Source organism: uncultured Tenacibaculum sp., from assembly GCF_947495995.1.
GTDB lineage: Bacteria > Bacteroidota > Bacteroidia > Flavobacteriales > Flavobacteriaceae > Polaribacter.
In genome coordinates this window covers 80,429-95,470 of the sequence record NZ_CANMAX010000007.1, presented here as the reverse complement: position 1 = coordinate 95,470, position 15,042 = coordinate 80,429, and the positions used below count along the sequence as shown (strand labels likewise).

The following is a 15,042-nucleotide window of genomic DNA, read 5'->3' as shown; positions in this document are numbered from 1 at the left end:
TAAAACAATGAAAAAAATAATTTTATATATAATTTTCCTTTTAGCAACACAATTATCTTTTACGCAAAGTAATGCTAATAGAACATTAAACTTAATTAATAATGACTGTCCTATACTTAGAAATCTTATTGATGAGATTAATATTAATCCGCAATTAAAAAATGCTATAGGAGAAGATCCTGACTTAATCATTGCATGGAAAAAACTTGATGATTTAGAAGCCGATGAATTCTTTAAAAAAGATCCTAAAATATTAGACTATGTTCAAAATGGAAGAAATAATGAAATCAACATTGATGTTGAAGAACTTTTAGGTGGTCACTCAAAAGCAAGACACGGAGCACACTTGACAGATAACGACATGAGATTAAGAGCTTTAGGTCAACACCCAAATTTCCCTCAATCAAGATCTGCTCTAAAGTTTGACTCTGATCTAATTCATAAAGATGCAGTTAACAAGGCTTATAGACATCATAAAAATACTATTGAAACGCACTTTAATTCTAGTGATGATTATTTAACGCTCGAGTATAATTATGGTAGTAAAGTTGGTTCTGGATATACAAATATTGGGACTAGAAACTCACCTATATCTTCACCTGTTGAAACTAATAAAATTGTAATTGCCCTTAAAAGAGACACAACTAATCCTGATGGATATATTTTAGATAGCGCATATCCTAATCTATAATAATTTTCTTAAATTCGTAAATACTTATGGACAAAGCAGAACAAAAATTAAAAAGTATACTCAATGAGTTTTTCAGAGATAATTTTTATAAAGATGGAATAATAGGTCTTAGAGAATCTCTGATAAATAAAAATAATTATAAAGATTATTGGGAGGATATTATAAGATTAATAATAAATAGAAACATGGAAAAAAATACTCCTTTCAAATTATTATCTGACGCTGCTAATATACCTTTAGATGAAAACACTGATGAAGAAGCATATAAATGGTTACTTCTAATGGTTATTAATTCTCAAGGGAATAAAAACTTTAAAATAATTGAATATTAAAAATTAGTTCTATTTTTCTATGAAGAGATTCTAAAGTTCAGAAATATCATGTGCCTATGTCGAAAAAGAAATAACATTCTTTATCCATGAAAATGATATAATAAAAGGTAAAAAAGAAGCTTCTAAGGATTCAGACAGGTATATAAAGACTGATATATTTGAAGAAATAATTATATTGTGGCTTGAATTCTTACAAAGTCTAGATAAATAATATTAATAATTAAAATCATATTTTTACCAGACAAAACCAACGCAAATATGCGTTGGTTTTTTTTAACGAAAAATCATGAAAAAAACAACACTTTTTATACTATTATTTATAGTATTTAAAATTAACTCTCAACAAAATACTTACGGAATTTATTTTCCAAACACTGATAGACAAAGTAAATGCAATTACTTTTTACAAGCTTTTCAACAAAAGCCTAAAGAAGTAAGCTTTGGCATTAAAACAGAAGGAGAAAAATTATTTTTTGAAATTAGTGACAAAAGATGGTTTGATATTCTATTTAAAAAAACAGGAGACGGTATTGCAATAGACATTGTATCTAAAGAACGTTACAATTGTAATAAAGTAGTTGATAACAAACAAATACGAGGAACATTATTACCTCCTACTTACGCTATGCAACTTAAACGAAAGTTAAAGAAAAACGTTAATGGCAACTATAGAGTATTAGTAGGAAAAATACCGACTAATCTTCAAGATAAAGAATTAGAATTCAACATCTTATTCTTGCAAAATAAAACACTCTGTCAATATTATAATATTTACAATCTACAAGCTTACCCTTGGGATTTATTAGATATGGGGGTATATCTAGATTCATTGACCTATAAAAATCAAAAAATCACAACGGTTAATGAAAATACGATAACGAAGTATAAAACATTAAAATTTACTATTCCATTTGAAAAAAATAAATCTGAGTATAAACCAGAGGATATTAAACCTCTATACGATTCGTTACGTTTAACTAATTTTAATATCAAAAAAATAGCTATTAAAGCATATGCCTCTATTGAAGGAAGTGTTGAACGAAATATTACACTACAAAAACAACGAGCGAACAGTATTGCAAGCTCTATACAATCGTTTCAAAAGCCTAATATAATTACAGAAATCTCTTCGTCTGAGAACTGGGTAGAGTTTTTAAATGATATAAAAAACACCTCATTTTCAAACTTGAGTAAATTATCAAAAAAAGAAGTTAAAACACAAATAGTAGGCAATAAGGCTAAAGAATTAGAATCAATATTAAAAAATCACAGAAAAGCGGTAATAACACTTTCGCTAGAAAAGAAAGACAAGTATAAAACGTTAAAAATAGAAGAGTTAACAACTCGTTTTAATGACGCTATTAAGAATAATGATTTACAAGAAGCTAATACTATTCAAAACACAATTTTAGATAAGGTAAAGGATAAGCTTTCTCCTGATGCTTTAACTAAAATGAATATTCCTAAACAAAAGAAATATATTAATCTGCTTACTAAAAACAGTATGATTAAGTATTTAATTAATATATCTCAAACTCTTATTGTTGAACAAGAGTTGCTAGCTTTAGAAAAGTTACAACCTAACAACAAAAAAATTAAATATAACTTAACTGTATTGAAATTTATTATTTGGAAGAATAGAGCTAGAAAAATTAATAAAAATAAGTTTAAACAGGAAATTTTAAACTTGAAGAAATTAGGTATTAAAGAGGCTTTGATTGATAGAATGCTAGTGAATTTTCATATTATAAAAGCTCAAGAAGATATACAAAATAGAAACTACGACGAAAAAGATGAATCTATTGAGTTTATTACTGATACTTACGAAAACTTTCCTCTTTCCAATTACGACTATTTAAGTTTAGCTCAGTTTTTAACTTATTATGCTAATATTTACGATGCTATTGATCTTTTAGAAAATAAAGTTAAACAAATTACAGTAGATGAAGATTTACTTTTTTATTATCTAAACTTAACTATTACAGATAAGAACCTAACTAAAACTACAGCTTACAAAGCAACAATTCTTAATGCTTTAAATATGAATCCTAAACGATTTTGTAAGATTTTTAATGCATCACTAAAAGGTGGAGTTACATTTCAGTTATTAGAAAACATAGAATTACGAGCTTTATATTGTGAAAATTGTAAGTAATAATTAAAACAAAAAAGGCAGGAATATTTCCTGCCTTTTTTTATATGTTTTACACTGGTTTAGCATAAAAATCTTCTAGTGAATTCGTATAGAAATAATCATCTAAAGTCATATTCCAGAAATTTATTTTGGTAGGATTTTTACTTCCTGACGGCACTAACATCAAACTGCTTTTTCCAGAGAATTCATGTTTCTTTAAATCTGTATTTTCCAAATAACGCTGATCTAAACTTACGTCAAAATGATACAGATAATCGTAAACAAAATCTACATACTCACGTTTAGAAACTTCGGCAAGACTTTTCATAACTAAAGCCTCATAATTATTTGTTATTGCTTCTTGAAGTTCTACTGCATTTAATGGATTTCCGTTTAAAACTGGCATGATATTAAATTGTCCATCAATAAAAATCCATTTTTTTAACTCTGGAGAATACACTTCAGTCGCTACATGACCTGGAGAGCCTTTTCTGGTTTCAACATCTTTTGTTTTTAAATAGATCGTACGCGATTTAAAACCAGCATTTTCTAATTGAGATTTCAACACAACCGCATAAGCAAAACATGGGAAATTCTTTCCTTCTTTAGCTTCATCTAAAATTGTAATTGCATCAGGTTTGCTCGGTGATACATTTCCGTTATGTTGCCATCTATTGTTTGTCCAATTTAAAACACTTAAAATTTTATCTACATCAGTAGTTTTATTAGCTAAAGCTTCCGCAATTGGATATTTTTCAGCTAAGCTTTTCAAGAATGGAACATCGTTATTCGCAGTGTATTGAATCTGTAAATTCGGAGTATTCTTTGATGTTTCAAATGCTATTTTTTCCTTCGGATAAGCTTCAGCAATAATTAGCATATGACTATAAATAGAATCTTGAAATTGCGCATAAAATTCATACGTCTTGTTACTTTCTACTAAAAAAGAAATACTATCTATTTCAGAAGCAAAAGCCACTGGTTCTTTTGCATTTAAACAACTAACTCTTAGCGTATCTTTTTGTTCATTTGATTTAATTCCCCAAGCTCCTTTATACCAATTGCTATTAAACTGAACATCAACAGCGTTTTTATTGGTTTTCAAAACAGGTAATCCTTTATAAGTTTTTGTTTCTTTTGTGCAAGAAGTAGCAACAACAATCACTAATCCGAAGAGCAATTTTTTCATATAAACTTGTTTTTTTAGTTTGGTTTAGTAATGCAATTTAAAAAAACTCTCGATTAATGATTGTTTGAATGCTTAAAAAGCTAATAATCTCTTTATATTTTTCTTAAAAAAATGTTTCCGCTTATCGTATTCATTTTTAATGAAGCTGAACCTTTTTTTACTTTTCCATAAACTTTTTGAGTGGCATCGCGTTTATTACTGTGATTAAAATCTATGTCTAAATCAGAATATACTGTACCCGTTAAAGTTTGTGCTTTAAATTCTGCGTCTGCGATATAAACATCTATATCTCCACTAATGGTTTTTAATTTCATGTCTTTTGAATGCTTTTTCACTGAAATATTCCCACTAATTAAATCTAAGTTAAGCTTACCTTTAAACTCTAGATCTTTTACATTTCCTGAAATACTTTTCACTTTTAAAGCAATATTTTTAGGTGCATAAATCGTATAATCTACAATTACTTCGTTGTGATATTTACATTTACAATTTTCGCAATCTGAATCTTTATCTGACTTGTTAATTCTATTCTGATATTTTTTAAAGAAATCTCCATAATCTGATTTTACTACGTAAGTGTTACCTAATTTTTCACCTTTTAACGAAAAGTATTCATTTTGTGTATTATCATTTAAATTTGCCGATGCTTTAACTACAATTTCTTGTTTATCCCAGTTTTTGATTTCAATATCTTGAGCAAATTTTACGTTTACCTCAACCTTTTCGATTCCTGAAAGATTGTTCTTAATTTCTGTTTTTTTCTGTGCTGATAGGCTACTAAAAGACAATAGTAGTCCTATGAAAAAAAGTATTCTTTTCATTTTAAATAGTTTAAGTTATTTTGTGTTGTTTATTTTTTACGGAGATAGATATTCCCCATTGAAGATTTTAATTTGATTTGAACTCCTCCATTATTCAACTTACTAGAGATTTTCTGATTTCCTCTTACAGCTCTTAGTCCGTCTTTTTTAGGCACTTCAATATCAAAGTTTGTATAAAAAGTTCCTCGAGTTCTTAAGTCTAAATTCGCTTTTGTACTTGCAGGAATTGTGACATCTATTTCACCAGTATTTGATGATATCGTAATTGGTGAACCTTGATTAACTTTAGAAAAGATAATATTTACTAACGCCGTGTTTGCATTCACAGTAATTGGTCCTGTTACGTCTTTCATTATAATTTCTCCGACGTTTGTCGCTGCTTCTACTTCGGAAGTAAAACCTGTAACTTCAACAGCTCCTAAATTTGGTGTTGTAAATATAATATTGACATCTTTTGGCAACGACATTGAAAAGCCACTACGTTTAATATGTGATCTTAAATCAACTATATTTAAAATATCTCCTTTCTTTTCGATAGAGAATCCCATACCGTCGGTATTATCGTCTCCGCCTGCATAAATTGCTTTTAAACCTTTTGTTTTTTCCTCAAGAGATTTCATGTTTTCATCACTAGCGTATTGATAATTTTTCTCTGTAATGATCAATTCTCCTGATTTTCCGGCATTGATTTTAACTCTTGTATCGGTGTCTATTTTAACCGTTTTAACTCCTTGTAATTTATAGTTAAATGTTTTTGTTTGTCCGTATACAACGGACGCTAATAATACTACTGCTACTGTGATTAATTTTCTCATAATTTTATTAAATTAAAGTTGGCATGTTATAGGCTAACTCTTGTTTGACATAATCTGGCGTTTCTTCATGATCTAACAATTTTTTCATAGGAATGAGCGCTCTTTTTTCCTGAATTTCTGCTAAAACTTGAATCAACTCTATTTGTACCGATGGTTCGGTATCGGTTTCTAATGCTTTTAATAATGCATTTCTAACTTTTTCTAAACTTGAAAATTTTGTTAAGGCTTCTACCGCTGCTAAACGAACATTAATATTCTTATCTACAAACATTTTATTGATGAGTGCATCGATAATTCTTGTATCATCTACAGAATATGTTGTTGTTTTCGATATTGCCAAAATACGTTTGCTTGCCGATTGATTTTCTAATAATGCAAATAAGGCTTGTTGTTCTTTATTTGAGTTTATTTCTGGTTCATTATTCGACATTTTACCTAAGAAATAACCACTAATTAGTATCACAACACTTGCAGCTACTCGTAAATAACTTTTCCATTCTTGCTTCGTTTCTAATTTTACTACTTTACTTTTTTCTTTTTCTAGTTTGATTTCCTCTTGTAAAGCAGTCTCAAAACGTTCTTTTATAGCTATGCTTGGTTGTTCTTCTTTTACTTCATCTAAAACTTCTATAAGCAGTTGTGTATTTTTTAATTCTAACTGACATGCGTCGCACGATTCAATATGTTCTTCAATTAAATTTCTTTCTGTATCAGAAACTTCGTGCATCACATATGCCATTAATTTATCTTGTATTTCTTTACACTTCATCATGCCTTAGTTTTTGTTACCTATTACGTTTACTGATCGAAAATAAATGTCTTTTAATTTCTTTAATGCTCGGTGTGTTTTCACTTTTACAGCATTTTCTGAACTTCCTACAATAGTTGCAATTTGCTCATATTGCATTTCTTGAAGTTTATGCATCACAATAAGCTCCCTATCTTTATCATTTAGTTTCAATAATGATCGCTGTAGATATTCTAAATCTTCTTTATTAGATTCTACAAATAGTTTTCCTTCAGAACTTAATATATCATCTTCAATCACATTTGTTCTTTCCTTTTTTTGCTTTTGATAATGACTTGAAAATATATTTCTAGCCACAGTATATACCCAAGAAGCAAAATTGCCATTGTTATAAGAGCTTCTATATTTTAATACTTTAATAAAAACTTCTTGTGTTAAATCTTCACTTACCATTTTGTTGTGTGTCATTTTCTGAAAGAAATTATAGATTCGAACATGATACCTGTCGAATAAAACAGATAGCTTATTTAGCTCTCCGTTGGCTACTGCCTTCATTAATTGTTCATCAGTTAAATGCTTCAACTTGTTTGGTAGTTTTGATTAGTTTCTATTATTAATACCTCCGTTTTTTTTAAAGGTTACATTTTACTTTAAATTTTTTAAAATAAAAACACAAGTTACTCAGATAATAATTTTCATTCAAAAAACAAGAACAAGACTATATCACATTTCAAATAATGTCGTTTATACTCTTAACGTTTCTTTTCTATTGAATTAACTTTTCGTTCTCTTTTTAATAATGTTGAAAAAATAGATTTGCAAACACTATTAACCTAATATTATTCTATTATGAAATTAATTTCCCCTTTTAAAGGTCTTATCTATTTACTATCATTATCCCTACTTCTGAGTTGTAATGATGATGAAATTATTACTCAAGAAAAAGAAAATACCATATTTGAACCTTTAAAAATTAGTGGTTCAATGATGGTCGACACTAATTTTTATGACAACCAAGGTCCACACGAACATAACTATACCTCAAGAAGGATTACTGGATTTACTGAGGGATTTGAATCGAAGTCTAAGTTTTTTTACAATACAACAACTATAGATTTGAATCAGTCTGGAAACTGGAGTTTTAGTGATGCAAAAATTGGAACTGGTTCTAGAGATAGAAAATTTGGATCTAGAGCAGCAAGATTAAGAGAAACTGGTTACATTTTAATGGCCTTTAACATGGAAGACGGTGTCAAAACAATACGTATTCGTCATGCTAAATATGGAAATGATGATAATTCTTCTTGGCAATTAGTAGCTTCTTATGATAATGGAGATTCTTGGATCTCAGTTGGAGAAACGATAAATACCACTTCTACTACACTTAACACAGTTTCTTTTGAAGTTAATGAAAATAGAAATGTACGCTATGGTGTCTCAAAAGTTTCTGGTGGTTCTAATCGTATTAACATTGATAATTTCGAAATTGTCACCGACGCTAATGGAGGCGGAGATAATGGAGGTGACAATGCTGGAAGAGATAGTAACTTAACGTTTGGAAATCCTTCTGATGCTAACACAACAAGCCCTAATAATTATTTCCTTGTTAAACCAGAATTTACACTTTCGTATAATAATGAAAATGGAACTCCAAATTGGGTTAGTTGGCATTTAAACGCAGACTGGCTAGGTAGTAGAGGACGTTGTAATTGCTTTCAACAAGATAATTCGTTACCAAGCAATTTTAAAAGAATTGGAGATAATGAATATAGGAGTTCTGGATTTCATAGAGGGCATATTTGTCCATCTGCTGATCGAACAGTAACTGGACAAGAAAACGCAAATACATTTTTTATGACTAACATGGCTCCTCAAGCTCCTAGAAACAATACTAGACCTTGGGTCGGATTAGAAAGACATTTACGTTCTTTAGTGAACAGCGGAAATGAAATACATATTATTGCTGGTGTTATTGGCACAGGTGGTTCTGGAAGTAGAGGATATCGTGAGAAACTTAGTAACGGAAGAATTAATGTTCCTGGTTCTTTCTGGAAAGTAGCTTTAATTTTACCAAATGGAACTAACGATATTAATAGAGTAACTACAAATACAAAAATAATAGCCGTTAATATTCCTAATAATCAAAATGTATCGTCTAACTGGAGACAATACCTGACTTCTGTAGATGCTATTGAAAATCTTACTGGATATGATTTCTTTGAAAATATACCTGATGCAATTGAAAACATTATCGAATCAAACATTAGTTCTAGATCTAGTATATAATTGAATAAAAAAGCTCGCTTTTCAAGCGAGCTTTTGTTTTATTTTTTTTCAAGTTCGAGAACTTGTTTTATCATTTTATCATCTAAATGATTGAGTCGATACCAACCTTCATCATTAAATAATTCTCTAGCTATGTTTATTTTTAAAAGTTTTCTAAGCTTTTCTTTAGTTTTAGCTGATGTTCGAACATCTTTGATTTGAGTAAAGAAACGATCCGATATTTTCTGATCTTTATCAAAATCATCTACAAACTCCTCGAATGATAATTTATTTAAGGCTTCTCTATTGTTATCAACATAATTAAATGCAAAATCATTCATCGGTCCGAAAAATATAGCTGGTAAATAAGCTGTAGTATCTATTGGAACAAATACGTCTGGCACAATACCTCCCCCACCATAAACAACTTTTCCTTTAGGCGTTTTATATTGTAAACTATCGACTAGTTTAATACTGTCTTTATTAAATAATTCTCCGTTTCTATAACGACTTTCTACTTCTTCATCGTAAGTTAACTCTAAAGAATTTACCCCCTTAAACTGATCTTGAATTTTCTTTCCTTTGGATCTGTATGGCTTTTGTATTGATCTACCTGTAGGTGTATAATAACGAGCTGTTGTTAAACGTACAGCAGATCCATCACCTAAATCCATTTCTTCTTGTACCAAACCTTTACCAAAAGATCTTCTTCCGATAATTGTTCCTTTATCGTTGTCTTGCAATGCTCCTGCAACAATTTCAGATGCTGAAGCTGAATTTTCATCAATCAATACATATAATCCTCCATCTTCAAAATCACCATCTTCAGTAGCAAAAGATTCAACCACTTCTCCGCCATTATTTTTCGTAAACACGATAAGCTTGTCATCTTCTAAAAATTCATCTACAATTTTATTTGCAATATGAATAAAACCACCTCCATTACCTCGTAAATCTAGCACTAAGTCTGTCATTCCTTTCGATAACAGATTATCTAATGAAGTTTTGAATTCTCTATATGTGTTTTGAGCAAATCGATCTAACTTAATATAACCTATACTGTCGTTTAACATATACGCTACGTCAACACTTTTGATATTAATTTTCCCTCTTCCGATAGAAATATTAAATAAGCTATCATTAGACTTGCGATATACTTGTAAATTAACTTGTGAATTTGGTGCTCCTTTTAATTTTTTTAAAATTTGCCCATTTCGTAATCGTTTACCATACAACGTATCTTCATCTGCCATTAAGATTCTATCTCCAGCTAAAATTCCTTTTTTAATACTAGGACCACCTTCCATAGGATGAATAACGGTAATTGAATCGTTAATTAATCGGAACTGTACTCCAATACCAACGAAATTACCTTGCATGTTTTCGGTAATGGCTTGTAAATTCTCTTTTGGAATATAAACGGAATGTGGATCTAATTTAGATAACATTTCTGCTATTGCTCCATCTAACAATTGATCTGTATCCACTTTATCTACATAATCTCGTTGAATAAAGTTTATTAGACGTTTTACTTTTTGCTCATTTGCAGATACTTTATTGAATCTTGCATTATTTCCGCTAAAAAAATAACCAACTAAAATTCCGAAGGCAGTTGCTATAGCGAAAAATATAGGTAAGTAATTTTTATTCATTCGGTAAGTAAATCAATTCTACTCCAGCTTTTTCTAAAAATTTTAATCCAGAAATATCTTTATATTTATTAGAATATACCACTCTTGTGATTCCTGATTGATGGATTAATTTACTACATTCTCGACAAGGAGATAAAGTGACATATAACGTAGCTCCGTTACAAGATTGTGTAGAACCCGCTACTTTTAATATTGCATTTGCTTCTGCATGTAATACCGACCATTTTGTTTTTCCGTCTTCGTCTTCACAAACATTTTCAAAACCTGTAGGAGTTCCGTTATATCCGTCAGAAATAATCATACGATCTTTTACAATAATCGCACCTACTTTTTTACGTTGACAATAGGAAAGCTGTGCCCATTCTTCAGCTATTTTCAAATAGGCTTTAGCATACTTTAATTCTTTTTTTGTTAAAGTCATAGGAAAGCTAAAATACGGAGAAAATTAAGTTTTCAACGTTAATTTTTACCAAAAAGCACGATCAACCATCATTTGTAATGCAAAACCAATTACGATAGATGATGCTACTAAAATCCAGTCTCTTCTATTTACTCCAAAAACAGATTGAACTAATCCTCCAACAAGTAATATTAAAGCAACAATAATTACTTGAGCAGCTTCTACTCCTAAAGCAAATTCTAATAATGGGACTAATTTATCTTCTCCTCTACTTACCATCATTTTGAAGTAGTTAGAAAAACCTAATCCGTGTACTAATCCGAAAAATAAAGCAAAAAATAAATTCTGATTTTCTTTTCCTACAGATGCTTTTCTAGCGGTAAGCACATTCATTAATCCAGTAATGAATATAGTAAGCGGAATTAAAAATTCAACTAAATCTGCTCGAACATTTATAACTCCAAAAGCAGACAATGCTAAAGTTATTGAATGCCCAATGGTGAATAAAGTTACTAACCATAATACTTTTTTCCACTGTTTAAATTGATATACAACAGCTAAAACTATTAAAAAAAGGATATGATCGTATGCTTTTATATCTAACACATGAAATAATCCTAATTTAAAGTACTCGATAAATTCGTTCATTGCAGGGATTTAAATTTTTATTTGTCGATCGATTTGTTGATCCAAAGATATAAATGTTTCTGTTCTTGAGACTCCTTTTATAGATTGAATATCTTTATTTAACAAATGCATTAAATCTTGATTATTCTTACACATAATCTTGATAAAAACAGCATAGTTACCTGTTGTATAATGACTTTCTACTACTTCAGGAATATCCTTTAATCGTTTTATTGCTGAAGAATATAAGCTCGCAGACTCTAAAAAAATTCCAACAAAAGCGGTTGTAGTGTATCCTAAAGCTTCTGGGTTTAAAACCATTTTATACCCATCAATCAGATTAGATTCATCTAATTTACGTAGTCTTTGATGGATAGCTGCTCCAGAAATTCCAACTTCTCTTGCTATACTTAAAATAGGGGTTCGTGCGTCTTTTACTAACCGTTTGATGATAATTTTATCGATACCATCAATTTTTAATTTTTTCGACATAAAACAAAAGTAAGGAAAAGTTTAAAGGTTATGAATATCAAAGTATAATTTAAAAAACTATTATATTAATGATTAAATTTGCACTGATGTTTGCTTTAGTTGATTGTAATAATTTTTATGCTTCTTGTGAGCGAGTTTTTAATCCGAACTTGCAAAACAAACCTGTAGCTATTTTAAGTAATAACGATGGGTGTGTAATTTCTAGAAGTGATGAAGCTAAAGTAATCGGTTTACCAATGGGAGCTCCTATTTTTAAATGGGAAAACTATTGTAAACAACACAACATTAAAGTAATTTCTTCCAATTATCCGTTATACGGAGATATGAGTGATCGAGTGATGAAAATTCTAGCTCAATTTACTCCAGATGTTGAAATTTATTCTATTGATGAAGCTTTTCTTCAATTTAAAGGTTTCGAAAATTATGATTTAGATGACTACGGAAATCAAATTCGAAATCGCATTTTGCAGTGGACTGGAATTCCGACTTGTGTTGGTATAGCTCCAACAAAAGCTCTAAGTAAAGTCGCTAATAAAATTGCTCGAAAATTCCTTAAAGAAACCGGAGGTGTTTATGTTATTGATTCTGAAGAAAAAAGAATCAAAGCTTTAAAATGGATGCCTCTTGAAAAAGTTTGGGGAATTGGTCGCGGACTCCAGAAGAAATTAAAAGCCGCTGGTTGTGTAAAAGCTTATGACTTTACACAATTGGATAGTGAAATGGTTCGCAAAAAATATTCTATTGTGGTTTGGAGATTACAGCAAGATCTATTGGGAAAACCAACAATGGAATTAGACGAAGAAAAAGATAAAAAAGCAATTGCAACAACACGTAGTTTTGAATATACCTATTCTGATATTGAAAACATTAAAGAACGTGTATCTACATTTGCAACAAATTGTGCAGAAAAATTAAGAAAGCAAAAACACAGTTGTCATATGATTGTCGTTTTACTTCGTAGCGACCGTCATAAAGAACACTTAGAACAACATCGAGTAAGTAAAACGGTAATTCTTCCAAATCCAACAAACTCATCGCTAATTATTAGTAAATGTGCTGTTGAAGCTGTTAAAACAATATTTAAACCAGGTATAAAATATAAACGAGCTGGTGTAATTGTTACAGGTTTGGTTCCAGAAGATAACTTTCAACTCGATTTATTCACCAAAGAAGATCCTAAACATAAACCTCTTATGAATGCTATTGATCTTATTAACCAAAAATATAAGTCAAATAGTGTTAAATTAGCTAACCAAGATCTGCAAAGAACTTGGAAAATGCGTCAAGAAAGATTAACTCCTAAATACACAACAAACATTAACGATATAATAGTTGTAAAATGAGTGTAACATTAACATTCTTTAGTCCGAAAAGCACAGATAGTGAAGGTGCTATTTTTTTTGATACTGGAATTTCTGCTGGATTTCCTTCTCCTGCTGATGACTTTAAGGAATCGCGAATTTCTTTAGATGAAGAATTAATTCGTAATAAAGAAGCTACTTTTTTTGCTCGTGTTAGCGGACAATCGATGATTGGTGCTGGTTTAGATGATAACGATTTATTGGTTATCGATCGAAGTATTCCTCCAACAAATAATAAAATCGCCGTTTGTTTTTTAGACGGTGAATTTACTGTAAAAAGACTTCGTGTAGACGGTAACGAAGTTTGGTTACAACCTGAAAATCCAGATTATCCAATTATTAAAATCACCGAAGAAAATAACTTCGTGATTTGGGGAATTGTAACAAATGTGATTAAGCGTGTTTAGTTTTTAAAATCTTCATAACTGACTCTCAAATAATTCCAATAACTGTTAAAATCCCGAAACATTCCTATCTGACTCTCTCTTAAAGCAATTATTCCAAAATATTGAGGATCGAATTTGTCTGTGTAATTATAACTAGAGTAAACATGGTGCAACCTGTAAGGAGATTTTAAGTCTTTTAAAACTTGATTAAAAATCTGGTAATACTCAGTACTATCTAGTTTTCCAAAATATCTTCTCTCTTTAGTAATATCATCTAATGAAATAAAACTTTTAAATTCATAAGTTTTATTATTACAATCAAACGAAATTAAAACGTGACTTGGTAAAAGAGGATCTACAGATGATTCAGGATGAGACTTTATTTCATATTTAAAGTTTGAAAATTTTAATTCCGGTAATACTTCAGCAGTAAGTTTATGAATTTCTTCTAAATAAATTTTAGGGTTATCCGAAAACTTAGCTAAATCAAAAAACCGAGCTTTTTCACAAAAATCGATAAATTGATAAGGAGTTTTCACTTTATTACTATCAATATAATTTTTTAAGCTTTTATTTTTCTCTTCTGTAATTATATTATATTCAATTAATTTTTTTTCTATAACTATTCAATTTATTAGGAGCTAAAGTTTCATCATAAAATACCTGAGCAACCAAATCTGGCAAAAGCTCTAAAATATCAACGTAGTCATCTCTTTCCACTCTTTCTTTCTGAAAATAAAACTGTTCATTAGAAATCAATCCAATATTTTTTAATTTTTCCAGATAATTAAAAAGTTTTTTTCTTACTAATAATTGTTCTTCTTCTGTGTTTTTATAACTATCAAAATCTATATTAACATCTAAAACTCCTTGCTTATAACCAGTAAACTCTTTAAATTTTAATTGATATAATGCTAAAATATATTTTGCATTAGATTCAATTTCTATTTCAGAAACAATTTTCTTAATCTGATTTTTCTGATTTGATTTGATGAGATCATTACTTATTAAGCTTTCTATTTTCTCATCTTTAGATTGAGCATTTAAAGAGGTAAAAATTAATAATATTAGAATAGCGATAACTTTAATTTTCATCCAGACACAATTTGTTATTACAAACTTAACCAAT

At 29.6% G+C, this 15,042-nt stretch carries 17 protein-coding genes; 6 read left to right on the top strand and 11 right to left on the bottom strand.

Features of this window, described 5'->3' with window-relative positions:
* The first annotated feature begins 7 nt into the window (after nt 1-7).
* From Q1A15_RS16460 to Q1A15_RS16450, 3 genes are all read left to right on the top strand, one after another.
* The gene (locus Q1A15_RS16460) at nt 8-691 is read left to right on the top strand and encodes an RNase A-like domain-containing protein (RefSeq protein WP_299626506.1); all 684 of its coding nucleotides are present in this window, start codon (nt 8-10) and stop codon (nt 689-691) included.
* 26 nt (nt 692-717) lie between these two features.
* Nucleotides 718-1,023 (top strand): hypothetical protein, encoded by a 306-nt coding sequence (locus Q1A15_RS16455; protein WP_299626503.1) that lies wholly within the window; start codon nt 718-720, stop codon nt 1,021-1,023.
* Between the two features lie 286 nt (nt 1,024-1,309).
* Complete coding sequence (locus tag Q1A15_RS16450; protein WP_299626500.1) at nt 1,310-3,178, top strand: hypothetical protein; 1,869 nt, start codon at nt 1,310-1,312, stop codon at nt 3,176-3,178.
* Nucleotides 3,179-3,227: 49 nt separating this feature from the next.
* On the opposite strand, the gene Q1A15_RS16445 is transcribed toward Q1A15_RS16450, so the two are convergent.
* The 5 genes from Q1A15_RS16445 to Q1A15_RS16425 form a co-directional block, all read right to left on the bottom strand.
* Nucleotides 3,228-4,346 carry a hypothetical protein gene (locus Q1A15_RS16445; protein WP_299626497.1) on the bottom strand — a complete coding sequence of 373 codons (1,119 nt, stop codon included), beginning with the start codon at nt 4,344-4,346 and terminating at the stop codon, nt 3,228-3,230.
* Nucleotides 4,347-4,438: 92 nt separating this feature from the next.
* Nucleotides 4,439-5,167: a DUF4097 family beta strand repeat-containing protein gene (locus Q1A15_RS16440; RefSeq protein WP_299626494.1), complete on the bottom strand. Its 729-nt coding sequence runs from the start codon at nt 5,165-5,167 to the stop codon at nt 4,439-4,441.
* Nucleotides 5,168-5,196: 29 nt separating this feature from the next.
* A complete protein-coding gene (locus Q1A15_RS16435; protein ID WP_299626491.1) occupies nt 5,197-5,982 on the bottom strand; it encodes a hypothetical protein in 786 nt (261 codons plus the stop codon).
* 7 nt (nt 5,983-5,989) lie between these two features.
* Nucleotides 5,990-6,751, bottom strand: a complete 762-nt coding sequence (locus Q1A15_RS16430) for a HEAT repeat domain-containing protein (RefSeq protein ID WP_299626488.1) — start codon at nt 6,749-6,751, stop codon at nt 5,990-5,992.
* A gap of 6 nt (nt 6,752-6,757) precedes the next feature.
* Nucleotides 6,758-7,312: an RNA polymerase sigma factor gene (locus Q1A15_RS16425; protein WP_299626485.1), complete on the bottom strand. Its 555-nt coding sequence runs from the start codon at nt 7,310-7,312 to the stop codon at nt 6,758-6,760.
* Nucleotides 7,313-7,579: 267 nt separating this feature from the next.
* Between Q1A15_RS16425 and Q1A15_RS16420 the strand changes: the two genes are divergently transcribed.
* Nucleotides 7,580-9,016: a DNA/RNA non-specific endonuclease gene (locus Q1A15_RS16420; protein ID WP_299626482.1), complete on the top strand. Its 1,437-nt coding sequence runs from the start codon at nt 7,580-7,582 to the stop codon at nt 9,014-9,016.
* A gap of 38 nt (nt 9,017-9,054) precedes the next feature.
* Here the strand turns inward: Q1A15_RS16420 and Q1A15_RS16415 are convergent, their stop codons facing one another.
* From Q1A15_RS16415 to Q1A15_RS16400, 4 genes are read right to left on the bottom strand one after another with little or no spacing between them, the layout of a single operon-like run.
* Nucleotides 9,055-10,647, bottom strand: a complete 1,593-nt coding sequence (locus Q1A15_RS16415; protein WP_299626479.1) for a S41 family peptidase — start codon at nt 10,645-10,647, stop codon at nt 9,055-9,057.
* Entirely contained in the window at nt 10,640-11,068 is a 429-nt protein-coding gene (locus tag Q1A15_RS16410) for a dCMP deaminase family protein (protein ID WP_299626476.1), read from the bottom strand. The genes Q1A15_RS16415 and Q1A15_RS16410 overlap by 8 nt, the downstream gene beginning before the upstream one ends.
* Before the next feature lie 45 nt (nt 11,069-11,113).
* Nucleotides 11,114-11,695: a HupE/UreJ family protein gene (locus Q1A15_RS16405; protein WP_299626473.1), complete on the bottom strand. Its 582-nt coding sequence runs from the start codon at nt 11,693-11,695 to the stop codon at nt 11,114-11,116.
* 9 nt (nt 11,696-11,704) lie between these two features.
* Entirely contained in the window at nt 11,705-12,166 is a 462-nt protein-coding gene (locus Q1A15_RS16400; protein ID WP_095068982.1) for an Lrp/AsnC ligand binding domain-containing protein, read from the bottom strand.
* Nucleotides 12,167-12,252: 86 nt separating this feature from the next.
* On the opposite strand from Q1A15_RS16400, the gene Q1A15_RS16395 reads away from it, so the two are divergent.
* Nucleotides 12,253-13,509 carry a Y-family DNA polymerase gene (locus Q1A15_RS16395; protein WP_299626904.1) on the top strand — a complete coding sequence of 419 codons (1,257 nt, stop codon included), beginning with the start codon at nt 12,253-12,255 and terminating at the stop codon, nt 13,507-13,509.
* Nucleotides 13,506-13,934 (top strand): translesion error-prone DNA polymerase V autoproteolytic subunit, encoded by a 429-nt coding sequence (gene umuD / locus Q1A15_RS16390; protein ID WP_299626468.1) that lies wholly within the window; start codon nt 13,506-13,508, stop codon nt 13,932-13,934. Before Q1A15_RS16395 ends, umuD begins: the two co-directional genes overlap by 4 nt.
* Here umuD and Q1A15_RS16385 read toward each other — a convergent pair.
* Nucleotides 13,931-14,452 (bottom strand): hypothetical protein, encoded by a 522-nt coding sequence (locus Q1A15_RS16385; protein ID WP_299626465.1) that lies wholly within the window; start codon nt 14,450-14,452, stop codon nt 13,931-13,933. The genes umuD and Q1A15_RS16385 overlap by 4 nt on opposite strands.
* Nucleotides 14,453-14,513: 61 nt before the next feature.
* Nucleotides 14,514-15,008, bottom strand: a complete 495-nt coding sequence (locus tag Q1A15_RS16380; protein ID WP_299626462.1) for a hypothetical protein — start codon at nt 15,006-15,008, stop codon at nt 14,514-14,516.
* Nucleotides 15,009-15,042: the final 34 nt, after the last annotated feature.

Coding starts and splice junctions, on each gene's coding strand:
- Q1A15_RS16460 (WP_299626506.1), top strand. CDS start 8: ATGAAAAAAATAATTTTATATATAATTTTCCTTTTAGCAACACAATTA.
- Q1A15_RS16455 (WP_299626503.1), top strand. CDS start 718: ATGGACAAAGCAGAACAAAAATTAAAAAGTATACTCAATGAGTTTTTC.
- Q1A15_RS16450 (WP_299626500.1), top strand. CDS start 1,310: ATGAAAAAAACAACACTTTTTATACTATTATTTATAGTATTTAAAATT.
- Q1A15_RS16445 (WP_299626497.1), bottom strand. CDS start 4,346: ATGAAAAAATTGCTCTTCGGATTAGTGATTGTTGTTGCTACTTCTTGC.
- Q1A15_RS16440 (WP_299626494.1), bottom strand. CDS start 5,167: ATGAAAAGAATACTTTTTTTCATAGGACTACTATTGTCTTTTAGTAGC.
- Q1A15_RS16435 (WP_299626491.1), bottom strand. CDS start 5,982: ATGAGAAAATTAATCACAGTAGCAGTAGTATTATTAGCGTCCGTTGTA.
- Q1A15_RS16430 (WP_299626488.1), bottom strand. CDS start 6,751: ATGAAGTGTAAAGAAATACAAGATAAATTAATGGCATATGTGATGCAC.
- Q1A15_RS16420 (WP_299626482.1), top strand. CDS start 7,580: ATGAAATTAATTTCCCCTTTTAAAGGTCTTATCTATTTACTATCATTA.
- Q1A15_RS16415 (WP_299626479.1), bottom strand. CDS start 10,647: ATGAATAAAAATTACTTACCTATATTTTTCGCTATAGCAACTGCCTTC.
- Q1A15_RS16410 (WP_299626476.1), bottom strand. CDS start 11,068: ATGACTTTAACAAAAAAAGAATTAAAGTATGCTAAAGCCTATTTGAAA.
- Q1A15_RS16405 (WP_299626473.1), bottom strand. CDS start 11,695: ATGAACGAATTTATCGAGTACTTTAAATTAGGATTATTTCATGTGTTA.
- Q1A15_RS16400 (WP_095068982.1), bottom strand. CDS start 12,166: ATGTCGAAAAAATTAAAAATTGATGGTATCGATAAAATTATCATCAAA.
- Q1A15_RS16395 (WP_299626904.1), top strand. CDS start 12,253: ATGTTTGCTTTAGTTGATTGTAATAATTTTTATGCTTCTTGTGAGCGA.
- umuD (WP_299626468.1), top strand. CDS start 13,506: ATGAGTGTAACATTAACATTCTTTAGTCCGAAAAGCACAGATAGTGAA.
- Q1A15_RS16380 (WP_299626462.1), bottom strand. CDS start 15,008: ATGAAAATTAAAGTTATCGCTATTCTAATATTATTAATTTTTACCTCT.